The sequence below is a fragment of the Sulfitobacter indolifex genome, assembly GCF_022788655.1.
In the GTDB taxonomy this organism is placed as follows: domain Bacteria; phylum Pseudomonadota; class Alphaproteobacteria; order Rhodobacterales; family Rhodobacteraceae; genus Sulfitobacter; species Sulfitobacter indolifex.
Window position 1 is genome coordinate 202818 of the sequence record NZ_CP084952.1, and the last position, 23870, is coordinate 226687.

Here is a 23870-nt window from a genome sequence, read left to right on the forward strand (position 1 = left end):
CATGACCAGACTGACCAGACGAGGCCTGCTGCAAAGCAGTACCGCCGCAGTTGCTCTCGCCGGGCTCGTGCCCGGCGCTTTACGTGCCCAGAGCCAGAGCGGAAAGAGCATGAACATCATCGCCTTTCCCGAACCCCCGACCCTGTTTATCGGGCTGGATCAAAACGGCTCGACCCAGACTGTGGCGGGCAAGATCTATGAAAGCCTGCTGACCTTTGATTTCGACTTCAACCCGCAGCCCGGTCTGGCCGAAAGCTGGGAAATCAGCGACGACGGCCTGATCTATACGTTCAATCTGGTCGAAAACGCCACCTGGCACGATGGCAAGCCCTTCACCGCCCGAGACGTGGTCTTCACCTGCGGCGATTTTCTAATGGAGGTGCATCCGCGGGCCCGCGCGATCTTCGAGAATTGTGAGAGCATCAAAGCACTGGACGATCATCGCGTGCAGTTCACACTGAAACAGCCCTTTGGACCGTTTCTGATGGGCTTCGAGATGTCAACTGCGCCGATGATTCCGGCGCATCTCTATGAGGGCACCGATTACCGAACCAACCCCAATAACGAGTCCCCGATCGGCACCGGCCCCTTCAAGCTCGCCGAATGGCGGCGCGGCCAGTATATCCGGCTCGAGCGCAACCCCGACTACCACGGCGTGGGCCAGCCGCATCTGGACGAGTTGATTTTTCCGATTCTGCCCGATGCCGGCGCGCGCGCGGTAGCGCTGGAACAGGGGCAAGTGCAGCAATCGCAATTCTTCGACATTGAGCTGTTTGACGTGCCCCGTCTTTCGCAGATGTCGCACCTCGACCTGATTTCGCGCGGGTATGAATTCTATGCGCCGGTCGCACGGATTGAGTTCAATACCCGTGTGGCCCCGTTTAACGACGTGCGGTTCCGTAAGGCAATCAACCACGCGCTCGACCGGTCGTTGTTCTCGGACGCTATTTTTTTCGGGCTGGGCAAACCGGCCACCGGGCCGATCAGCAACCGAACCCGGTATTATACCGATGACGTCACCGTCTATGACCTGAACCTAGATCGCGCCCGCGCGCTGCTGGACGAGATGGGCCTGACGCCGGACGACGACGGCATCCGCACTACGGTTAAGTTTCTGCGCCTGCCCTGGGGCGAGACTTGGGCCCGCTTTGCCGAGATGGTCCAGCAGCAGTTGGCCGCGATCGGCGTCCGCGTCGAAATCGAGCCCTCGGACCCGGCTTCTTGGACACAACGCTATGCCAACTGGGAGTTCCAGATGACCTCGAACTATCCCTACCAGTTTGGCGATCCGGCACTGGGGGTGGCACGTTTTTTCGTGTCCTCGAACATCCGCAAAGGCGTCGCCTATTCCAACTGCACGGGATATTCCAACCCCGAGGTAGACGAACTCTTCGCTGAAGGCGCGCGGGGTGTCACCGACGAAGAGCGCCAAGCGGCCTATACCAAAGTGCAGCAGATCCTCACCGACGAGGTGCCGATGGCTTGGCTGGTCGAGGTTGATTTTCCGACCCTACTAGATACCCGTTATGAAGATACGGTGGTCTCGGCCATCGGCGTGAACGAGACTTATCGTAAAGCAAAGCTGGCCGACTGATCGGCCCCGCCCTCCCTCCGAGCTAGGCACGGAGGGGGGCAGATTGCACATACAACACAGGAGATATCACATGATATGGCCGAACGGGGCAAAAAGCGCCACCATGCTCACCTTCGATTTCGACGCCGAAACGCTGTGGCTCTCACGCGATCCGGCCAATGCGAAAAAACCTGGCGTGCTGTCCCAGGGCATCTATGGAGCGCAGCGCGGCGTGCCCGAAATCCTCAAGGTGCTCAAGGATCACGATCTTCCTGCGACCTTCTACACCCCCGGCTGGACCGCCGAGAAGTATCCCGACCGCATGCACGCCATTCTCGAGGCTGGACACGAAGTTGGGCATCACGGCTATTTGCACGAATGGATTGACCCGTCAAAACCAGAAGACGAGCGCGCGGCCTTCGAAAAGGGGTTAGAGGCGCTGAACCGGGTGGCCGGCATCACCCCCACCGGTTACCGATCGCCGGCCGGAGAGACCTCGCCCAATCTGATCTCGCTGATCGAGGAATTTGGACTGCTTTACGACAGTTCGCTGATGACCGATGTCACGCCTTATCGGCATACCCTGGAGGACGGTCGCCCCGGCCCGGTCGAGCTGCCATGGCATTGGTCGTCTGACGACGCGCCCTACATGATCTTCGCGATCCAGACCCCGCGCCCGATCCGGAGCAACGACGAGGTGTTCCAGATTTGGCGCGACGAGTTCGACGCAATTCACGAAATGGGAGGGTTGTTTAACCTGGTAATGCACCCGCAATTCACCGGACGCCCGTCTCGGCTGCGGCTGCTGCACCGAATGATCGAACATATTACCTCGCAAAGCGACGTGTGGATCGCTACCGGACACCAGGTCGCCAGCGCCTGGGACCAGGCAAACCCAAAATGACCAGCATGGCGGGGCGGCGGATCGCCATCACCGGTGCTGCCGGAGCGTTGGGGCGTGCCGCCGCCCATCGTCTTGCGGCGGCAGGGGCGGTGCCGGTACTGTTTGATCTCGACGGGGTAGCGGCGCGAGCGCTGGCGCAGGAAACCGGCGGCGCGGCGCAAGCGCTTGACATCACCGATAGCCAAGCCGTTGCTGCGGCTTTTGCCCGGATCGGCCCGCTGCACGGGCTGGTCAACAGTGCGGGCATCGAAGGTCCCACCGGATCGCTGGACGAGGTGGACCCCGCCTCTTTAGACCAGGTGATGGCGATCAACGTGCGCGGCTCACTCGCCTGCGCCCAGGCGGCGGTGCGCGCCATGCGTGCCACGTCCCGTGGCCATGGCGCTATCGTTAATATCGCCTCGACCGCCGGGCTGTTGGGCTCGGCGCATCTGGGAATTTATGCCATGTCTAAGACGGCGGTGATCTCGATGACCCGCTCGCTGTCGATAGCCCTCGCGGCCGAGGGCATCCGAGTGAACGCTGTCTGTCCCGGTTCGATCGACAGCAAGATGTTTGAGCGCAGTACCGCTGGGCCTGATGCCGCGGGTCGACGAGATCGTCTGATCGGGATGCACCCCATGTCCCGGCTCGGCCGCCCCGACGAGGTGGCCGAGGCCGTGCTCTGGCTGCTCTCAGACGCCGCGAGCTTCACCACGGGGGCTGTGCTGCCCGTTGATGGCGGACGACTGGCATGACCCGTCCTGTCGCCATCGTCACCGGTGCGGCCATCGGAATCGGTCAGGCCGTGGCTGCGCGCCTTCTGGCAGACGGCTTCTCGCTCGTGGCCTGCGATCTCCAAGATTTCGCGGACAGCGCCGAGCATCGCCACGACGTTGTGGCCGATGTCGCGGCCGCCGAGACCCCCGAGCGTCTTTGCCGCATCGCGGACGGTCTTGGCCCGCTGGCGGTGCTGGTAAACAACGCCGGGATCGGGGGAGCCCAATCGGTAAGCGAGACTGAGGACGACCGCTGGGCCCAGATCCTTGACGTCAATCTAGGTGCCGCCATGCGGTTGAGCCGCGCTGCCTTGCCCGCGATGATCTCCGAAGGTGAGGGCAGCATCGTGCACATGGCCTCGGTCTATGGCCAATTGGGCTTTCGCACCACTGCCGCCTATGCTGCTTCCAAGGCTGGGCTCGAAGGGCTGACTCGGCAGATGGCTGGAGATTACGGCCCGCATGGTATCCGCGTGAACGCTGTGGCGCCGGGGCTGATCAATACCGACCTGACCCGGGGTCTGCTCAAAGATCCTATCTATCGTCAATTGATGATCCACGGCACCCCACTGCCTGGTCCGGGCTTGCCCGAGGATGTGGCAGGCGCGGTGTCCTTCCTGTGCTCATCAGATGCCCGGTTCGTCAGCGGCATCACCCTGAACGTCGATGGCGGTTGGGCCACCACGCGCACCAACCACAGCCATCCCACCAGCAGAGGTTTTCCTAGATGACCGCCACCTTGTTTTCGCCCTATCGCCTCGCCGAGACCGAGCTTGCCAATCGTATCGTCGTGGCGCCGATGTGCCAGTATAGCGCCGCTGAAGGCGTGGCGGGGGATTGGCACTCGCTGCACTGGGGGCAGATGGCGCTGTCCCGCGCCGGGCTTCTGATGGTCGAGGCTACGGGCGTTTCACCCGAGGCGCGAATCACGCTGGGCTGCTTGGGCCTTTGGAACGACGCGCAGGAGGCCGCCATTGCCGAAAGGCTGTCCAGGACGCGGGCGGTGTCGGACTTAGTGATCGGCATCCAGCTCGGTCATGCTGGGCGCAAGGGCTCGACCTTGAAGCCGTGGGAGGGCGCGGGTCATGTCGGCGCCGAACAGGGCGGCTGGGAGGTTCCGGCACCATCGGCACTTCCATTTGCCGATGGTTGGCCGACACCACGCGCAATGATCGAGGCCGAGATCGCCGATGTGGTCGATGATTTCGCCGCCTCTGCCCGCCGCGCTGTACGCTTAGGGTTCCAAGTAATCGAAATCCATGCCGCGCATGGCTACCTACTGTCCTCGTTTCTGTCACCGTTAGCCAACCGGCGCGAGGATGGTTGGGGGGGAACCCTTGAGAACCGGATGCGGCTTCCTTTGACGGTGTTCGAAGCGGTGCGCGCGGTCGTCCCTGAAGCTATTCCCGTAGGCGTGCGCTTCAACAGTACCGACTGGACGCAAGATGGGATCACCCCGGACGAGGCGGTAGGTTTTGCACGCGCGTTGCGTGCGCGGGGCTGCGACTTCGTGGACATCTCCAGTGGGGGCAACACGATAACGAAGATTCCGGTTGGGCCGGGTTACCAGATAGCGACGGCCGATCGTATCCGCCGCGAGATCGGAATTTCGACGATGGCGGTGGGCATGATCCGTGCACCGCTGCACGCCGAGGCGATCATCGCCACGAAACAGGCCGACCTCGTGGCGATCGGGCGCGGCTTTCTCAACAATCCGCGCTGGCCTTGGCATGCCGCCGAGGAGCTGGGAGTCGACCTCGTCGTGGCGCCGCAATATCAATATGGCGCGACGACGGTCTATCGTCCCACCCGCGGACGCTGACATCTGCAGTGAGGACCGCCGACCCGATGGCGAGGCACGAGTGGATATCCCCACCGGGCCGAGGGGGCCCGTGCCAACCGTAGATGCACCCTGACCCCATAGAGCTATGGGGGCCAATATCTGGTAGGCCGCACTCCAAACGTGCAGAATATTCTACCGCTGGTGCATCATGCCGATGTTCTTCTCGTCGGCGTGACTGGCCTCATCCGCCACAAGTTGAATAATTACCGGTCGCCTTCTTGCGTGCAGTGTCCATGTACTAGGCCAGACGCTCATTGGCAGCCTGTACGCCCTTGTGAGTGAGTTCTTCGGCACCAGACGCATCGACGGAAGCAACCATTTTCAGACAGATCTTCGCGGAAGTCTTTCTTGACCTGAGACAACGCCATGAATGTAGCCAGCAAATCAGTCTGTCCTGTCTGCACCTGACAGCAACCGTTTCGACCAGAGAAAAATGCCCACTTATTGTTGTCTTGCGCCACGTCCAGAGCACCGTATCGAGGACAGAGCTGCTTTTATAGCCACTAAGACAGCCGCAAAATCCGCGACCTAAGGAGCAATAACTGTGTTGGGTTGTCGTTCCAAGGTTCGGGCGGGGTGATGGGGCTTGTCGGTAAACCGGGCGCGATGGTCCACGTGCAGGGCCATGCGAGCTTGATCGACGTTCGCGCAACCTTTGAAGAGCACTGGGTGCCGGAACTCGAGTATTGGTCTAAAGAAGGGATAGACACCCCGGGGATGATCATGATCCACGTCCATGCCGACCGGAGCCATTATTGGGACGGGATGGAGGCAGGAGAGGTCAGGCCGTAAGGCGCCAGCCGCCGCATTTCTTAGCCTGCATGGAGGCGTAGGGCGTGGCCTTCAAAATGGCCATTACAGGTGCTGGCAGCAGGCCCGCGCGCGAAAGATTGATGTCTCTTTGCAAAATACAGGACGCGCTAAGGGTCCCCAAGTTCATTCTTTAGCCGTACAAAAGGCTGGCATCGGGGGGCGATCTCGCTGTTGCGGAGGGGCGCGGGGTCTGACTTGCCACGCACGGCCACTTTGATGAACCCTCCTTCACCGGCAGTTTTGCGAAGACAAGAAGCACCGTCGCTCCCCCGCCTACGCCTCTGCAATGGTTGAGAAAGAAACTAATCTGAACGGGTTCTCCACAAACCGCGCGTCTCGAAGAGTTGGCAGTTATAACACCTTGGACTTTGCCCTCAAAATGATATGGTGGCGCAAAGGATTTGCTTGATGTCTGATGTTATTCGGTTTCCACGGTCTATTAGGTCGAGTGCTCTGGCCGTCTCTGGTCTGACTGAGGCCGAGGATGCGCCCGGCAGCTTCAAGATGTCAGACCTCTACGGCAGAGTACGAGAAGATGAGGCTATCGATGATGGCCACTCTGACGCTGACACCAACGTTTCCTTTCTCCAACAGCCCAGCAGCCTGCCTGCACCGGTCACAGGGTGGTCCAACCAGGAGTTGGCGGATCTTTACCGCACGCAACGGATCCTGGCCCTGGCCGGTGTGACGACCCAAGTGGATCGCGGGGTCACCGATGAAGGAGACCCGTGGTTTATCTTCATAGACAGCCAAGACGAGGTGCTGGTGCACTTCAGCCGTTTTGACGGGGCCTATATGGTCTCCAGTCAGATGCAGGACGCCCCCATCAAAGGCGACAGCTTGCAAGATCTGGTTGCTGAATTCTCACGCCGTGTGAAACCGGTGACGCAAGCCGGACAACCGGGGCAAAACGTTGTCTCGATCGCAAAGCGCAACCGCGATGTGGTCTTCATACACCCCGCAGCAGCTTTGGCAGCATTGGTGTGGTCGATCTATCTGATGTCAGATGAGCTCATTGCAGCCACCCCTATGATTGCTGCAGGAGAGGCTGAAGGCACAGGACCCACTTCCGTGGAAAAAAACGCAGTCGGCGACATCGACCCTGCGACAGATCACGCAGATGAGCTGCCGTACGTTGCTCAAAAAACGCCCCCGCTTCCCGCGGACCAGGACCTGACAAAACAGGGGGCAATCGCGTCCTCCAGCCGTGAAGGTTTGGCTCTTGGCTTCTCTGGACACGGCGCTAAAGTCGTAGGAGCCAGCTTGAGCCTTGTTGCTCTTGCCGCAGGCCTGCCCCTGCCTGCGAGCAATGCACTTGAAGTTGTAGATGAGAATGGCGCCTTGCAAAAGCTAAGCTTGGCAAGCCTGTCCGCAGCACTCACCCAAGTTAAAGAAAAAGAAGCTGCCCTTTTGATGGCCTCGGAGATCACCAAACTGCAGCAGCGACAGATCGATACGACGGCACCCTCTGATGAAGAAGGGCCAGCCGAGACGCCCACTATGGAGACGACCGCAGAGACGCCTGCGGCTTTTGAGATCGTACAACCAACGCATAGCGCTGAAATTGCAATTCTTTCCACTCATGTACCGGAGGCATCCCCGAGTTCTATGGCGCGCGATGACGTTTCAGAGAGCGCCAAGAAAGTAAAAGAGGCCCCACCGGCATCTTCTGCAGATGCCGCCTCTGAGACCGCTAAAGAAATCAGTTTTTTGCAGAGCTTTGACGCAGCATTCGGGAGCTTCGAAATCACCAGCCTCGACAAAATTGCTGAAACTGAACTCACTCAATTGTGGAACCTCGAAGACGCAAAGGATGTGCCAAATCCGCTAAGCCCGATCCAAGGCGTCCAGGGCCTTGAGACTTTTGATCAAGATGCGCGGGTTTTCCTGGATTTCTTGCTACACACCTATAGCAATATCAAAGTCGTCAACTTGGCCACAGAGATCATATTTATCCATATGGATGCCTTTGATGGAAACGACAGCGCGCATGAAATCTACGCCAAAAGCTGGTCGTTTGATGATGGCGGCACAATTTCCACCATCGGTTTCAAAAGTGACATGGCCCAATTTGATCTTATCGCCTGAGGGTCGCAGGTCCGCGGTTCCTGCCGAGTAAAGAGCAGGAAAGGGGCGCTGTCCCACGTTTCCGTTTCTTCTGGGCGGGCTCCGCCCACCTTGTTTACACGCCACCGCCCGCATCCCCTATGAGAGTGAGCAGGCGCGATGCAATCCTCTTCGGTTTAGAAATACATCGGGAAACTTAGCTCAAGGCTGCCGACACTCCGTTGTGCTGCGTGAATGCGGCTGACAGGTTCTCATCACAGTAAGTGCTTGATGTCGCCATAAAAAGGCTTCTTTTCCAGGGTCTTTTATTCATGAGATTCGATGAGTAAGGCAAAAAATGTACAGTCGCGACATATCGCCAATCCAGCTGAGAGCTTGCTCGCCGAACTATATCGAGACCGTCACACACAGCAGTTTCTTTGTACAATTGTAACCTCCGCAGAAGAGGAAACCCCATGGGGCGCAGTGCTATAAAAACATTGTTGGTCAAGAAACTAGATCAGTTCCGGAAGGAGGAGGACGGCGGCATGCTGGTCCTCATGATCATGCTTTTCCTAGTGATGACCGTGGGTGGCGGTCTTGCTGTCGATCTGGCCAATCACGAGCGCACACGGACCACGTTCCAGACCCATCTCGATAATGCTGTGCTTGCGGCTGCGAGCCTTTCACAGGAGTTAAACCCCGAAGATGTGGTGTACAGCTACCTGTCTGCTGCCGGTCTTGATACCTCGCGTGTCAGCGTAGACGCCCGCGAAGACAAGATCGGTGGCATCTTGGTTGGCCGAACGGTGGAAGCCTCAATCCTTGGCGGACTCAACACTTACTTCTTTCGGTTTTTCGACATCGAAAGGTTTAACATGGTGATCTCCTCTCAGGCGACCGAGCGGGTGGAAGATATCGAGATCTCGCTCGTGCTTGATGTATCAGGGTCTATGGCTTGGTCCGCACGGGGAGGCGGTGGCGCCAAAATTGACCTGCTTAAAGGTGCTGCAAGTGATTTCGTCGAGACGATCTTAAACGATTCCGAGGAAGATCGGGTTTCAATCTCGATCATCCCCTATTCGACAAAAGTGAATGCGGGAGAAGACTTGCTTGAGCAGTATACCGTGACCCAGGAGCATGACTACTCGCATTGTGTCGATTTTAATGCCGATGATTATACGGACTTGGCAATCAGCCCCAGGACCGAGCTCCAGCGCACAGGCCATTTCCAGTTTCAGCAGATGTCCACCAGCGATCCCCGCAGCGGGCAGTGGGTCTGTCGACATGATGGGGGTTTTTCGATCACACCTCTCTCCAAATCGGTTAGTGATCTTAAGAGACAGATCGCGGCGCTTACACCTGAAGGTTCAACGTCGATTGATATGGGGGCAAAATGGGGCTTGGCTCTGCTGGACCCTTCTGCCCGAGGCCCTGTCTCGGCGCTGATTGCATCAGGTCAGGTTGATGCTTCGTTCCGTGAGCGCCCTCACCCACATGACGCCGAGAACAGCATGAAGGTCTTGGTGCTGATGACGGATGGCAAAAACGACAATGAGTATCGCCTTCAGCCTGAGTATGCGTCGGGGGATGCAAAGGTCATTCGAACGACGTCTACCGCTTCACACCTCTTCTATACCGTTGATGCACCGGAAACGAACGGTACAAATGACGGGAGTTGGCCCAACAACGAGCGCTATTTCTACGCCACGCATCCTTTTGAAGAGGAGCGCATGTGGGATGAGCATACATTGCGCGACAACCCGAGACTGGAGCGCTATGCAAATCAACTAGAGGAAAAGCATCTGTCTTGGCCTGAAGTCTGGGCCGAAATGTCCCCAGAATATTATGGCTACAACCTGTATGGGCGGCAGGGCAACTCGTGGTGGTCATGGAATTCCCGTTTGCAGAGCTTCTGGCAGAACATGCATAGTACGATTGGCACAGACGAGAAGGATCGGCGCCTCCGTAACATCTGTGCTGCAGCGCAGAGAGCTGGTATTGTGATCTACGCGATCGGGATGGATGTCGACAGCCAGAACTCCCTCGACCTTCTGAAAGAATGTGCCTCTACCGAAGCTCATTACTTCGATGTCGATGGGCTGGAAATCCAAACTGCCTTTGACATGATCGCCGCGTCCATTTCCATGCTCAGGCTAACGAAATGACCTCATTGTTCAAAAGAAGCTCCTTCCGAGCGTCTGAAGAAGGCGGTGTAACCATTGAGTTCGTCCTATTGGTGCCGCTGGTACTCTACTTCTTCTTTTTGGCGCTCGAAACGGGCCTTTGGAGCGCCCGCGAAATCATGTTGCGCCGCGCAACCAATCTGGCCGTGAGGGATGTGCGTCTGTCCACGGCCAATCCCCCAGGCTATGAAGAGATGAAATCCCTGATCTGCGAGCGGTCTTCCTTTACTGCCGGGTGCCTGGACGGCATTCGGATTGAGATGCGTGCGCTGCCGGTGGCCGAATGGGATAACGTTTCCGGCCCGGCGCTCTGTGTTGATCGATCCGAGGATTATGACCCGGCAAACAACTTCACCGCCGGCCAGCAGAATAATATAATGCTGATGCGCGTTTGCCGTCTTTTTGAGCCTCTTCTTCCGGGCACCGGCCTGGGGCGTGAACTGCCGGCGGGCTCTGACGGCGCCTATGGCGTGCACATTACCACTGCTTTTGTAACGGAACCTCGCGGATGAAACGTGCGAACAAAACCATGTTCTCCTTTTTCAAGGACGAGAGCGGGAGCCAGACAATTGTCTTTGTCATTCTGTTGCCCCTCCTAGTTTGGTCAATTCTTGCGATGCTGGCCTTCACGGACATGTTTCGAGTCCGGGCGATCGCCACAGACGCAACTGCCGTCATTGCCGATAGCCTGTCGCGACAAACCATGCCCATTGATGCAGATCACCTCGAAGGCCTGCAGTCGATTGCAGGGCATCTGACGCGATATGGCGATGGTGTCTCGTTGCGAGTCACCCAGTTGCGCTGTGCGAGGAATTGCGAAAATCTCGCCCGCCGCGTGTTACGGGTTGATTTCTCGCAAGGCGTTGGAATGGCAGGTCTGCGCAACCGCGACTTTTCTGAGGGCGAGCAGCGCGCCCGTGTACCCTTGATGACTGGCGGCGACCGGGTGGTGCTGGTGGAGACGTCCTTCACCCACGAACCAATTGCAAACGTTGGGCTGAACCCCTCCGAGATCAATATGTCTCACGCCACCCGCATGCGCTTTGCACCGCAACTTTGTTGGGAAGAATGCACAATCGACAACGCCAGCTGATCCTTTCGGAGGAAGCCCTGCAGCTTCGCGCAAACTGGCCTGCCTTTATGAACTCAGGATGTTAAGCCAACTGCGACCCCTCGGCAGCGCCATAGGGCGCGACACAAAACGATGCTGCCTTAAATAGAGGGCGGGCCAAAGAACAGGGGCCAGGCGGGCCGGGCCTTCGAGGGAAAAGAAAAGCAGGACGGCGCTTACGGTTATACCGTGCACGCCCAGGCGGAACATTACAGCGTTGATATCGCTTTTCCGTTTCGGGTGCGCAGCGCATGATGTCCCTCTAAGGAGGGGCCCGCTTTTCTGAGGGCAGAGGGCATTTCGCAAGGAGAGTACCCCGTTTGCCGGGCGCCAAAGCCGCAGAAGCCGCTAGGGATGCAAGTGACGACTTATCTGAAACGCGGCGGTCGCCTCCACAATACTGCCCTTGAGCGTGCCCAAGATCAGCCTCACATTCCCATTAACGATCATAGCGATGAAGTGCATAGACAGTGGGTTTCCATAGGAGGGGGTCACGGTTTATCAGTTTCTCTCAAAGAGATGTAGAAAAGGCGCGCCCTCGCATGTCCAAGACTAAAATTGCCGTGGCCGGGATTGGCTATGTAGGACTGTCCAACGCCGTTTTGCTGGCCCAGCACAATGATGTAACGGCAGTGGATCTGAACCCGGATCGCGTAGCAGAAGTGAATGCGGGCCGTTCACCGATCGTGGATCCCGAGATTGAACGCTATCTGGCAGAAATACCCTTAAGCCTGCGCGCCACGACTGTTGCTGCAGAGGCTTACAGTGAGGCAGAGTTCGTCATCATCGCCACGCCTACGAACTACGATCCGCAGACGAACGTCTTTGATACGTCCAGTGTCGAAGCGGTGGTGCGCGAAGTCATGGTTCTCAACACGAAGGCAACCATTGTCATCAAATCCACCGTGCCGGTGGGCTATACTGCAGCCCTTTGCGCAAAGCTTCAGACCGACCAGCTGATCTTCAGCCCCGAGTTTCTGCGCGAGGGCCGTGCTCTATATGACAACCTGCACCCGTCGCGTATCGTGGTGGGCGAAGACAGTGTTCGAGCGCGCCGTTTTGCAGCGCTTCTGGCCGAAGCAGCGCGCACTTGCGATATCCCTATACTCTTCACCGGCGCGGCCGAAGCTGAGGCAGTAAAGCTTTTCGCCAATACTTTCCTCGCCATGCGCGTCGCCTATTTTAACGAGATGGACAGCTATGCGCTGTCCAATGGGCTCGATACACGCCAGATCATCGACGGCGCTTGTCTCGATCCGCGCATTGGCCAGCAATACAATAACCCTTCTTTTGGGTATGGGGGCTATTGCCTGCCCAAAGATACAAAGCAGTTGTTGGCCAATTATTCGGATATTCCGCAAAATCTGATCCACGCGATCGTGGAGGCCAATCGCACCCGCAAAGACTTCGTTGCCGAACGGATCCTTGCGTTAAGCCCGCGCAAAGTCGGCATCTACCGGCTGGTGATGAAAACCGGATCTGATAATTTCCGTCAAAGTTCGGTGCAAGGGATCATGAAGCGACTGAAAGCCAAGGGCCTCGAGGTTATCGTCTATGAACCAGCGCTGCAGGAAGACAGCTTCTTTGGGTCCGCCGTGATCGAAGATCTCGATGCATTCAAGATGCAGGCGGATGTGATCGTGGCAAACCGCCGTCATACCGATCTTGAAGATGTCAGCGAGAAGGTTTTTACCCGAGATCTGTTTGGTGCCGACTGATGTGCGAGGGCAGGGCGCCTTCGGATCAAATCGCCCGCTTTAGCCATTTTTCGCAGTCTTGTAGCGTAGTAGGGTAAGGCGCGTGCTTAATTTCGACCTAAGCGACCACCAAGATCAGTGGTCGTACGCCTGCAAACCTTTTCGATCAGTCTCACCCATTGTGTTTTGCTGAGCCCCGAGCGCTGACCCTCGGGAAGTTAGACAAAGTACGTTTCAACAAATTATATCAGTGCTGCATGAACGTGTGCTTTTTAACGACCCCAAAAAAGCTGCAGGTAGGGCCATTAAACTTGGAGCAATTCTGTTGAGGCATGATCTTTATCAGCCCCTGAGTTGAATCGCGTAGCACAAGCGCGCAGTGATTACCGTCTAGGTTTTGACTGAAGGTAAGTTGTCCGTCCGATAAGGGCCTCAATTCCCCTGCAACTTCGCCAGAGCACTCCTTCCCTTTAATACGCAGCACCGCCTGGCCCTGGAAAACCTTCAGCGTCCCTGTGCCGCCGTCCTGATCGGTTTCATAGCTGCCGTCGGAAAGTTCAAACGCCTGAAGGTCTTGGGGCGCGCTCAAAAATACGCAGGCTGCAGCCAGCAGCCCAATGTAGGAAGCTTTAATCTTCATGGTTCACCTTTGTTTATGTCCATTGAAGGGGTGAACCCCTTCAATGAATATCCTGCTGCTCTTTTATTAGGTGAGCGGCCTGCTAGGTCGTATCGGCCGCTTCACGGTTGGCCCCCATGTGGGTTTCAGGATGGTGGACAGGCCCGCGCTCTGACAAGCCCTACATAAACAAAATTTCCAAATGATCCGTTGAGCGAAGCGCCGAGGACACAGTTTTATCTTTCAAATTTTCAAGTTTTTCGCCCAGCATACGATCAAAAAATTCTTAGATTGGACCGAGATTTCGCATCTAAATTCAATGCGCTGTCGAGATGCCAGCGCTCAACCTGCCATCTCGACTAATTGGCTTTAGACGAAAACACCGTCAGAATAGGTGGTTCCGACCAACCCTGCGAACTCATCCGACTGCATCATATAGGCAAGGGCCTCATCGACCGTATCGGCAACCCCGTTTACATCGAGGTATTCTTTCCAGAATGTCAGACCTGCTGCATCCGCTTCTCGATCAAATAGGTTATTGTAGATAGATTGAACCAAGGCCTCAGCATTATTCAGCACTGCGCCATATTGTTGAGCAAAAGCATCTGTTTGCGTGAATGCATTTGTCAGAGCAAAGGTGTCGATTGCGCCTCCCTCATAGAGATTGAGCCAAAAGTCGAAACCAGCAGCATCCGGTTGGCTGTTGCCAAGCAGAGCATCATAGGCAGCTTTAACCAAGCCTGCGCCATCCTCGATATCCAAGAACAACGTGCCATCGGTAAACTCAAGGCGCTCCAAGCCTACAAGTTTCTGAGGCGCTTCACCCGGTAAGGTGATTGTGACACCGTCATCCTCAACCGATATTTGTGTCCCACTAAAGGGCAGTTTGAACGTTTGGATGTCATTTCCATTTTGATCTTGCGTGACTCCGACGCCATCGCCAGGTTCTGCCGTTCCAAACCCTTCGACGTCACTCAGCAAAGTTTCGTCCGGCAAGTTCTCAATTGCGCTCCGAAGTTCTTCAACTCCTGCCGAAACGAGAACCGGGTTGGCCTCAATCAAAGTCAGGGACTCATCAAGCTCTGGGGTAATTGTCACTCCAAGACTAATAAGAATTTCCCGCAGTTGAGAAGCAATGCCTTCAGAGTCGTCTAATAGGGGGCTGTTCGCCGCGAGCGTAAGTAGGGGGCGGATGTCCCCAACCGTAAGTTGGTCCATGTTGAAACTCCTAAATAGAATAACCTTATCAGGCAATTCTCGTGCAACCCACGCGGGAGAATCGCCACGTAATCAAAAGGATATGCCGGTAAAACAAAACTGGCTATAAAAATGACAACAATATGGCAACTCAGGGTTGGATCGCCCACTGGAATGCGGGGTCTGTAGCTTTCGGATCAACAAAGCAGCGTATGAAGCAGTTGTCGCCTAAAAGTGCGAGTGCCTTTGTCACTTCTCGCCAAAGAGCCTTAGCCCTATCCAGAAAGGTTGCTGACATCCGGTACGTTCATTTCGGGTCTGGAAACTGATATCGATTTATATGTTCCCGATCGGTACCATTTGCTCGCAAACCCAAGCGAGAACACTCCTAAGTAACCGATCGGGACCATCTCCTTTAAGGGCCGCCGATCATGCGGAGTTGCAGTGAGCAGCCGGCCCCCCAACGTCAAAACTTTTGGTCCCGGAGCTTATGGGGGTCGAGGAGGCCCGCCTTTATGGCGAAATGGTTCGTAGCCAACGCAAGGCGCTAGGTTTACGTTAGGAAGGTGTGGTTAACAGCACCGGAGTTTGTCGACGCTATGTCATCGAGACGGAAGGCGGCAAGCCCACCCTTCGGATCGGACCCGCGCTGAGGATTGCGCGCTTTCTGGGTATCGAACCTGTTATTGTGCAGGCGCAAAGCATAACGCCGAAAGAAGAACTCCCTGAAATAAATCCCGACGACCTTCCACCGTTGGAGGATTGAAGTGATGATCTTCTACGAGAGCCGGGAAGTGGCCGAAATCAAGCCAGATGAGACTGGAGCGACCCTGACCTATGCTAACGACTGGCAAAACCTCCGGGGCTTGCGGCGGGATGGGACGGGGATCATGTCAAAGGCCGGCATTGGCAGCGCGAAGCTGCGCTTGTCGGGCTAAATCCTAGCTTGATCCTCCGGCGGGTAGTGAAGCTTTGCCGAACGGCTCTCGCTCTGCTGCCTCAAGCCGCTGAAGAAATCATGGCGATGGATGACGGTGCGAAGCATTACATCCAAGACATGGAAAAATATATCGCAGAGCGCGCCAACTTTTTACTCAACGGCCTTGCCGAACAAGATCCAGATGCGATCAAGTGGGCGCGGGTGCGTGTCGACGCCGTCCCTTGAACAAGCTTTTGTCTACTTGTTCAGGAAACAGGGTCCAAGCCTGAAAATATGGCTAGTAAAGGGATGAAGACCCTCGCAGTCGCGAGGGCCAAAGCTTCATTAGTCTGCAATGCGCATTGTCTCAGGCGCGGTTCCTGCGGTAATCTGATCGCGGTACCAGTTGGGCTGCCGTCCTTTTCCAGTCCAAGTTTGCGTCTTATCGGCAGGATTGGAAAAGACGGGTTTCGACGGCTTTTTAGCAGCTTTTGCTTTGCGCTTTGTCTTCGCGGGCACCGGGCTTGCGAGTTCTGCAATTTCACCTAGCGAAAAGCCAAACTCAGCAGCTGCTTTGGAAGCAGCCTTCTTTGCCTCACGATGATCCTTCGCTATTGCAGATGCTAACGCTTTTTGGACATCATTCAAAAGCTTTTCGAGCTCTTTGCGAGACATTGTCTTCAGTTCACTTTTATCGATCATATATGGTTTCCATTTTTCTTTCGAGCTGAGCCTCTAATGGAGTTTAATATGCATGCGATATCATCTGTTCAAGTTATGTTAGTAGATTTAATGCTTTAGGTATCGCGTTTGTGATTTTCACAAGTACTGAAAGGGCAGGGCTTATGCTCGTTTTCAGTTCGCTAAGCACGCATCATATGCAAGATTGTTCGGGCAAAAAGCCTGAGGGATAAATATTGACATGAGACCATAAATCCGCTGAGCATAGCATTTACGGTTCCTTCTGTGGAAAGGGTTCTCCCATGTTTGGTCGAAGATCTTGGCTTGCTTGTTGTCTCATCGCGGCTCTTCCGGTCGGCGCGATGGCCGATCCTTTGCCTTACAAGGCACAGACCCCCGCACCCAGCCAAGTCATTGCAGCTTATATTGGCAAAACCGAACAATGGGACGCAGACTGTGACGGCGGCATTTATTTTGGTCCGAACAATCAAGCTCGGGCCTGGTGCGCGCAGAGCAGCGACAGCCTGGGCGCGGGCACATGGACCGTCGATAGCTACGGGCGCATGTGTCACAACCTTACATGGTACTGGCCCAATAACGGTCGCGCCGGCAGCTCTCCGGGAGAAAAAAGCTGCATCCAGCATGTGGTTGACCGTTTTGACCGCGTCTGGCGCAGCTATCCAGGACAGTCAGAATGGTGGCCCGTTAAGGGGGACGCAAGCTTAACCCGCGGCTACATATACCAAGATGAAGTCGCCGGGCTCAAAAAGAAGCTTGGAATATAAGGCCTCGGTGAGCGGTAGTCTTCTACTGTCGTCTTCGCGGGAAAAACTCGGGCACGGCTGGTGCAAGCGGGTTTGAAGTAATCCACATCGAGACCTAAAAAATTCAAGGCAGATCATTGTGGGCCCTGAAAAAGAGCGCCTACCTGAAAGAAATAAAAAAACGGCTACAACCGAAGTTGCAGCCGTTACTGGGCAACCGTGTGCTGTAGGGAACACGATTGATCCTATGTTGTTTCAAGAGGGTATTGTCGTCAAGGATTCTTAAATCTTGTGGCCAAAAATGAGCGGTCATCTGCCATAGGGAGGTGCGAATCGCCTGACTGCTAAACTTTTGGCTGGCCTACTTTTTAGTCTTCAAATGACCAATCCGGCTTTCTTTGCGTCAGCGTTCAATAAAGAGAAACAATAGATCAACCCAAGATTGCAAAATGGGCATAAATTGGGCAATGAGATGACATACTTCTGCCTTCATTTATAATCGACGCAGTATAGGCTTTGCAGCCACATAAAGTATTTGGATTTCGAACGGGTTCGTGCGCGCCGATGATATATAGGTGAGCGCAAGTTAATCAGGATAGCGCCTAACTCGGTTGTGCTTCTTTAACTTTTACACTCTGACCCGCCCGCTCCTGCTTTAGCGCCGGACTTCAGTGCTACGCCGCAAACGCTCCTATACGACAGGTTGTAGATGCGAAGGCGTAAATGCGTAATATTGGGCGGCCAAAGAAAAGCGCTGACAAAACAGCGGGGGGTGAGCGGGGGTACCATGCGCCTCGCACCAGCCGTGGGCTGTCAGATCGCGTCTTTCTGGACCCTAGCCGCCGAAGGAAAACGCGTGTTCTTTTATCTGTCGGGACTGTCGCCCTTGGCGCTATTGTTTGGCTGATGCTTTTTGCCATGACGGTGGGCTCGGATGGCGGCTTGGAAGCGGCACTGCCTGAACCTATCAGCGTGTTAAAAGAGCAAAGCATGCGGTCTAATCCGCGACGTCTCCCCATGCAGGAGGGCAATGAACTGCCAAACCTTGCAGCGATAGAGCTTTATGCGCGGCAAGAAGGTCTGAGATACCAATGTTTGACAGGTGATGCCCCGGCGCAAAGGCAAAAGGTTTATGCGGTTGTCCCTGCCAAGCTCCCTTGGGCGGCAAAATCTCTCCGACAAAGCTGTGATACCCTTCATGTGGTCTTGCCCACCTGGTTTCATATCACGGTGGCCGAGGGGGAGGCACAAGTTGTTGGCGTAAGCTCAGGCACCCGTGATCCGCTGCTGGAGTATGTTGAAAAGAGCCCCAGAGTGGGCATCATGCCTCTGCTTCAGCTGGACGCCACCGCAACAAGGTTTTTGACGGCCCCGAACGGGTCCACGCAAGTGGCAACGGTTCTGTCAGATTTCTTTGACCGCCCCTCTCAAGATGATGCCGTGACGGGGTATTGCCTAGACGCAAGCCCTTTGGTCCCTTTGACTATCGAAACCTTCAGCACCTTAGGTCGACAAGTAGCGACTGCATTAAGCACGCAGGGCCTTACATCTTGCGTGAAGCTTCCAAGCAGCACCCCGAACAGTCTTTTGGTCCTAGCGAACCGGTTCTTTGATACGGTCATCGTCAATGGCTACCAGGAGTATTGGATCGGCTCCGCACCTCAGCCACTGGCAGATAAGAAGTGGTTTGAAGCGCATGTGACGTCCCTCCAAGAGCATGTAGCACCTGAGAAGCTGGTCATTGAGTTGGGGACCCACACCGTCGATTGGGTCTCAGGCCAACCTCGGCCGGAAATCCAGTCCTTTGCGCAAACCATGTCTGCGCTCGCGGAAGAGGGAGGGAATACAGAGTTTACCCCTCAGGCCGGAAACACCCGGGCAAGCTATATAGATGCCAAGGGAATGCAGCACCGGGTTTGGATGCTTGACGCCGCTTCAACGCAAAATCAAATTCTCACGTTGCAAAATAAAGGTATTGCCGCAATCGGTCTCAGTGGGCTCGGGTATGAAGACCCAGGAATTTGGGCGGTTCTCGACCAGACCACGCGCGACACGGCACTCTCCGGCGAAAGCCTCAAAAACATCGTTCTATCAGACTACGTTGAGCTTTTCGGGGAAGGCCCCTTTGTCGCGCCGATTTCCATGCCACGTGTAGGCAAACGTACCGTGCTGATTGACCCCACCACCCATGAAGTCACTTCTGTAAGTTATAGCGAGTTGCCGCGGGCAGGGGCCGTGCGGCTTTACGGCGCTGGCGCGCTTAATAAGGTGGTTCTGACCTTTGATGATGGCCCCCATCCTCAGCACACCCCTGCCGCTTTGGATATTTTGCGCGAAACCCAAACGCCCGGCGCATTTTTTGTTTTGGGCAACAGCGCGATCGCCGCCCCGGATTTAATAAAACGCATTCTTGCGGAAGGCCATGAGCTGGGCTCGCATACCTATTCACACCCAAATATGGGAGAGGTCTCCGCCTCCCGGGCCCGGGTTGAAGTCAACTCTACGCAGTTGTTAATCAACGGCATAACTGGCAAAAACATGCGGCTCTATCGCGAACCCTATATGCGCAGCGGCGGCCCTATCACATCCAAGGAAGTCGCATCTCTTCTTCCCCTTGAGGATGCGGGATACATCATTGCCGGGATGGACGTCGTGCCGCGCGACTGGATCACTCAAACCGCCGATGAGCTGGCAGATGAGATCATCAGGCAGGTAGAGCTCAATGCCGGGGGCGTCGTGCTGCTCCATGATGGGGGCGGGGATCAGAGCCAGACCGTTGCGGCTCTCCCGCGGGTGATCTCTGAATTGCGGCTCAAAGGCTACACCTTTACCACCCTTGCTGACCTTCTAGGGGTTTCACCAGACATGCTGATGCCAGATGGAGATCGCGTGACATCCACCTTCGGCAGCATGTCCTTTCTGGCCGTGGGCAACAGCTGGTCTCTTCTCCAGATTGCTTTCTGGACCGTGTTCGCAATCGGCATTTGCCGCTCAATCAGTCTTCTTTTCTGGGCGGCAAGGCGCCGGCGCCATGCACCGCCCCTTTCAAAGCACGAGCCCTCGGTCACAATCGTGATCCCTGCCTACAATGAGGCGCGCGTGATTGAAAAATGCATCCGCAAAGCCCTCTACTCTGAGTATGGAGATTTTGATATCATCGTGGTGGACGACGGATCGACCGATGACACCTACGAGAAAGCGATCAGCTTTGCGTATCACCCGCTGGTGACCGTCCTCAGACAGCCCAACCGCGGCAAGGCTGCGGCGCTCAATGCCGCACTTGATGAAGCACAAAGTGAAATCTTGATCTGCATTGATGCAGATTCCCAAATTGCTCCTGACGCCGTGAGCCTGCTGGCCGCGCACTTCAAAGACCCCAAAGTAGGGGCCGTGGCCGGTCGGGTGGTTGTGGGCAATCGAGACAACCTTCTCACCCGCCTCCAAGCGCTTGAATATATCACGGCCCAAGCTGTTGAGCGCCGGGCCAAAGAATATCTTAATGCCATCACCGTTGTACCCGGAGCGATTGGGGCGTGGCGCACGACAGCTCTAATGGAAGCGGGCATTTTCTCCACTGAAACGCTTACAGAAGACGCCGACATGACGATGGCGATGATACGGTCAGACTATCAGGTAATCTATGAAGATCGCGCGGTTGCAACAACCGAAACGCCAAGGTCTCTCAGTGCATTGATGACGCAGCGGCTGCGCTGGTCGCTCGGTATGATGCAAGCTGGCTGGAAACATCTCGGTGCGACGGTTGAGCGTCGCAACTTAGGTCTCGTAGCCTTACCGGATTTGGTGGTTTTTGGGTATTTGATGCCGCTTATCGCGCCCTTGGCAGACCTGTTTCTGGTGCTCCTGGTGATAGAGTTTTTTACAAACATTGGCGCGACGGATCAGGATTTCGCAAGCGTCATAACCAATCCTTTAATCATCGCCTATCTGGCCCTGCCGGCATTGGAAATCGCGAGTGCCGTCATCGCCTTTCGATTGGACCCTACAGAGGATCGGCGCTTGTTGCTTTTGCTTCCGGTGCAGCGGATCTTCTACCGTCAGGTCTTGTATGTTTCAGTCATCCGGGCGCTCTGGCGGGCAGTAACGGGATCTTTGACCAATTGGGGGCGGATGACGCGCGTGGGCTTTCACTTTGATCAAGCAAAGCTGACATGATCGAGCGCCGAACTTTTTTAAGGTGGGGCACCGCAGCACCGCTTTTGCTTGCGCATCCGTCCCTAGGTCGTGGCGCGGCCGCCACCCCTCAAAACACCCTCGTCATAATCGACAATGTGGATACCACCACCGATCCTGAGCGCATCGCGATTGTTCTGGATGCCTTTGCCCGCAAAGGGTTGCCTGTGAGTTGTCTGGTTGACCTAGCCCCCCTCAACGCAGGGCCCTTGGAGCCAGGCAGTGCGCTTTCGCAAGCTCTAAGAACACGGCTGCAAAGAACACCCGGTTTGCTTCAGATCGTGCCCATGGTGAAAAACCTTGCGGGCATGACCCCCTATTTCCAAGCGCGTGCGGTTCACGACACGCGCCGCGCTTTGCACGCCGCTGTGTGGGGCACCACGGAACACCCCCCCTATGCAGACGAAAGCCAAACCATCGCCTGCGATATGATGCCCACAACTGTGGCTCCCTCGGGCGTTCGGGCTTCTGGCATTCGTAATGTCTTGATGCGCCCTCAGGTGAGCCGTGAAGTCAGGCCTGAGGCTTGGGATGACGGTGTTGTCAGACTGGTCGGTGGTCAGCGCGTACAACTGCAGCCTGCGCGGAAAGCCTATAGTTTCCCCCAGCCCCGGGCGGTGGAACGCGTCCTCTACCTTTCTGCGCAAGACTTCTTGACCATCCCCCTAGCAGGGCTTGGGTCCGCAGCCTCTGCATTTGCTGCCCACGTTTTGGCCCAGACGGGCGACCACTGGGTCAGCCCCATCCTTGCTTCCGATCTCCAGTTTCGGGACGCCTATGCCTATAAAAGACATGTAGCGCTGCATTTTGTCGTGGGGCGGAATGCGACAGCAGAAGACCAAGCCGCCTTAGCTAATTTCCAGCGCGAACTGGAGGCTGAAGGACTGCCCTCAAGCTCTGGGCCCGACGCAGCCTCAGACGCCGCTTTGGGGTACTGGATTTCTTTGAAGGAGGGAAAACCTTCCTCTGGATCCTTGGATGCTGTCGCGCTCTTCGACAAAGGGCAGCATTTGTCCTCTCAGGCTCCCGCCGATGACGGCTATGGAATCGCAGCTGAACTTACCGAGAAAACCAAGGCAGGGCTAAACTCAAAGAACATCTTGGGCCTGCCGACAGTGCGCCTTCAAGATGTCGGATCAGCAAAGGAAACCTTGGAAAGGTCCCTTGGAACGACGGACTGTGTCCTCGCTGTTTCCACGGAGCTTTTGCAGAATCAATCCTACAGGCGTGTTTTCAAAAACGCTCTATACGCGATCGAGAATGACGGCATTTCCCGGATCGTATCACTGCCAGACTATGTAAAGCGCCTCGTTCCCACGGGTCCCTACATCACGCATTTTCGCAGAGCGCAGACCTATCAGGCGCAACTATCAAAAACGCCCGTTGATCCAAGTGCCGAAAACCGCACCCAATTGCTGGCGGATGCCAAGGTTGCCTGGTCGTATTTCGACCGATGGACCAATCCGAAAACAGGCCTTTGCCCCGCCACCGTGAACTTTGCTGCTGGCCACCAAAGGTTGCATGAAACCGTGACAATGTGGGATGTGGGCAGCCATATCTTTGCACTCATAGCGGCGGTAGACCTTGAACTCATCTCGCCCCAGAAGTTCCAAAGGGCGATCGGGCGTATTTTGCCCAACATTGCTGGCCGACGCTCCCAAGGGCGGCTGTTGCCCCAAGGATGGATTGCAACTGACAAGTTCAAATGGGGCAACCGAAACTTTGATGGCTGTGATGCCGGACGGCTGCTGGCGGCTTTGTACAACCTCGATCTGCACCCTTTGGTAAAAGATCGCGCGGCGCCCACCGTGGCAAGTTGGGACCTGAAAGACATCGTTCAGAATGGAGTCGTCTACTCCGTAGAGGACGGCATACTCGAAACGACCTTTAGGTCACATTGCGCACATTATGCCGCCTGGGCCTTTCGGACCTGGGGGATTGAAGTGAAATCACCCTACGAAGTGTTCCAAGGCAAAAGCAGCCCTGATGGTCAGATGGCCTTGCTGGAAGTCTGCGGGCGCATTGGGCCTCTTGGGGCGGAACCTCTGCTGATGGAAGCGCTAGAGTTCGGCATGTCTCCTGAATCAGCGTATCTCGCTGATGTCTTGTTGGCCGCTCAAATCGAAGAGCATGAGGAAACCGGAAGGCTCATCTGCGTCTCAGAAGGGCCTATCAACAACGCACCCTGGTTCTTGTACCAAGGGTTGCAATTTGATGCGCAGGGGCGCGCTTGGGCCACTGACACAGTGGCAGGCTTAGACGCTCATCGCACGAAGGCCTTCCGTGATGAGCATCTCTCGATCAGCTCAAAAGCGGCCTACTTGTGGTCCGCGTATAAGGACCATCCGTTTTGCGACAGGCTGCTCACCGTCGTAAGAGACAAGGCCAAGACCTCTAATGGCTTTGCATCCAGCATCAACCAAAGGACCGGAGAGCCAAGCAAAACCTATAGCGATATCAATACAAACGCAGTCATCCTTCAATCTATCGCGCATATGCTGAAAGAGGATGACTGACCCGCATATGTCGCAAAGCGCAGTCCGCTTGTGCAAAGCTCTCCACCAGTTT

General features: G+C 55.9%; 19 protein-coding genes. 16 read left to right on the top strand and 3 right to left on the bottom strand.

Annotated elements, in window-relative coordinates:
• Position 1: 1 nt before the first annotated feature.
• The 11 genes from DSM14862_RS16970 to DSM14862_RS17020 all read left to right on the top strand — a co-directional run bounded on the left by DSM14862_RS16970 (position 2) and on the right by DSM14862_RS17020 (position 12952).
• Positions 2–1594: an ABC transporter substrate-binding protein gene (locus tag DSM14862_RS16970; protein ID WP_243254418.1), complete on the top strand. Its 1593-nt coding sequence runs from the start codon at positions 2–4 to the stop codon at positions 1592–1594.
• Positions 1595–1664: 70 nt separating this feature from the next.
• Complete coding sequence (locus DSM14862_RS16975) at positions 1665–2477, top strand: polysaccharide deacetylase family protein (protein ID WP_243254419.1); 813 nt, start codon at positions 1665–1667, stop codon at positions 2475–2477.
• Positions 2474–3214 (top strand): SDR family NAD(P)-dependent oxidoreductase, encoded by a 741-nt coding sequence (locus tag DSM14862_RS16980; RefSeq protein ID WP_007121537.1) that lies wholly within the window; start codon positions 2474–2476, stop codon positions 3212–3214. The genes DSM14862_RS16975 and DSM14862_RS16980 overlap by 4 nt, the downstream gene beginning before the upstream one ends.
• A complete protein-coding gene (locus tag DSM14862_RS16985) occupies positions 3211–3966 on the top strand; it encodes an SDR family NAD(P)-dependent oxidoreductase (protein ID WP_007121538.1) in 756 nt (251 codons plus the stop codon). Before DSM14862_RS16980 ends, DSM14862_RS16985 begins: the two co-directional genes overlap by 4 nt.
• On the top strand, positions 3963–5057 hold the full coding sequence (locus DSM14862_RS16990; protein WP_243254420.1) for an NADH:flavin oxidoreductase/NADH oxidase: 1095 nt from the start codon (positions 3963–3965) through the stop codon (positions 5055–5057). Before DSM14862_RS16985 ends, DSM14862_RS16990 begins: the two co-directional genes overlap by 4 nt.
• 573 nt (positions 5058–5630) lie before the next feature.
• Entirely contained in the window at positions 5631–5870 is a 240-nt protein-coding gene (locus tag DSM14862_RS16995; RefSeq protein WP_050770494.1) for a pyridoxamine 5'-phosphate oxidase family protein, read from the top strand.
• Positions 5871–6395: 525 nt separating this feature from the next.
• On the top strand, positions 6396–7979 hold the full coding sequence (locus tag DSM14862_RS17000) for a hypothetical protein (RefSeq protein WP_243254421.1): 1584 nt from the start codon (positions 6396–6398) through the stop codon (positions 7977–7979).
• 434 nt (positions 7980–8413) lie between these two features.
• A complete protein-coding gene (locus DSM14862_RS17005) occupies positions 8414–10105 on the top strand; it encodes a VWA domain-containing protein (protein WP_243254422.1) in 1692 nt (563 codons plus the stop codon).
• Positions 10102–10635 (top strand): TadE/TadG family type IV pilus assembly protein, encoded by a 534-nt coding sequence (locus DSM14862_RS17010; protein WP_007121541.1) that lies wholly within the window; start codon positions 10102–10104, stop codon positions 10633–10635. The genes DSM14862_RS17005 and DSM14862_RS17010 overlap by 4 nt, the downstream gene beginning before the upstream one ends.
• On the top strand, positions 10632–11216 hold the full coding sequence (locus tag DSM14862_RS17015; protein ID WP_243254423.1) for a TadE/TadG family type IV pilus assembly protein: 585 nt from the start codon (positions 10632–10634) through the stop codon (positions 11214–11216). Before DSM14862_RS17010 ends, DSM14862_RS17015 begins: the two co-directional genes overlap by 4 nt.
• Before the next feature lie 560 nt (positions 11217–11776).
• Positions 11777–12952: a nucleotide sugar dehydrogenase gene (locus DSM14862_RS17020; protein WP_007121406.1), complete on the top strand. Its 1176-nt coding sequence runs from the start codon at positions 11777–11779 to the stop codon at positions 12950–12952.
• Positions 12953–13178: 226 nt separating this feature from the next.
• Here the strand turns inward: DSM14862_RS17020 and DSM14862_RS17025 are convergent, their stop codons facing one another.
• Positions 13179–13571, bottom strand: coding sequence for a hypothetical protein (locus tag DSM14862_RS17025; protein ID WP_007121407.1), 393 nt, complete (start codon positions 13569–13571; stop codon positions 13179–13181).
• A 348-nt stretch (positions 13572–13919) separates the two neighbouring features.
• Positions 13920–14768: a DUF4214 domain-containing protein gene (locus tag DSM14862_RS17030; protein ID WP_040702063.1), complete on the bottom strand. Its 849-nt coding sequence runs from the start codon at positions 14766–14768 to the stop codon at positions 13920–13922.
• 749 nt (positions 14769–15517) lie between these two features.
• Here DSM14862_RS17030 and DSM14862_RS17035 point away from each other — a divergent pair.
• Both DSM14862_RS17035 and DSM14862_RS17040 read left to right on the top strand, forming a co-directional pair.
• On the top strand, positions 15518–15685 hold the full coding sequence (locus DSM14862_RS17035) for a hypothetical protein (protein ID WP_007121410.1): 168 nt from the start codon (positions 15518–15520) through the stop codon (positions 15683–15685).
• 80 nt (positions 15686–15765) lie between these two features.
• Positions 15766–15912 (top strand): hypothetical protein, encoded by a 147-nt coding sequence (locus DSM14862_RS17040; RefSeq protein WP_165481305.1) that lies wholly within the window; start codon positions 15766–15768, stop codon positions 15910–15912.
• 99 nt (positions 15913–16011) lie between these two features.
• Here the strand turns inward: DSM14862_RS17040 and DSM14862_RS17045 are convergent, their stop codons facing one another.
• Positions 16012–16368, bottom strand: a complete 357-nt coding sequence (locus DSM14862_RS17045) for an H-NS histone family protein (RefSeq protein WP_243254424.1) — start codon at positions 16366–16368, stop codon at positions 16012–16014.
• Between the two features lie 341 nt (positions 16369–16709).
• On the opposite strand from DSM14862_RS17045, the gene DSM14862_RS17050 reads away from it, so the two are divergent.
• The 3 genes from DSM14862_RS17050 (at position 16710) to DSM14862_RS17060 (ending at position 23818) form a co-directional block, all read left to right on the top strand.
• Entirely contained in the window at positions 16710–17132 is a 423-nt protein-coding gene (locus tag DSM14862_RS17050) for a DUF995 domain-containing protein (RefSeq protein WP_243254425.1), read from the top strand.
• Between the two features lie 885 nt (positions 17133–18017).
• The gene (locus DSM14862_RS17055; RefSeq protein WP_007121072.1) at positions 18018–21284 is read left to right on the top strand and encodes a glycosyltransferase; all 3267 of its coding nucleotides are present in this window, start codon (positions 18018–18020) and stop codon (positions 21282–21284) included.
• The gene (locus tag DSM14862_RS17060) at positions 21281–23818 is read left to right on the top strand and encodes a DUF3131 domain-containing protein (protein WP_007121073.1); all 2538 of its coding nucleotides are present in this window, start codon (positions 21281–21283) and stop codon (positions 23816–23818) included. Before DSM14862_RS17055 ends, DSM14862_RS17060 begins: the two co-directional genes overlap by 4 nt.
• Positions 23819–23870 lie beyond the last annotated feature (52 nt).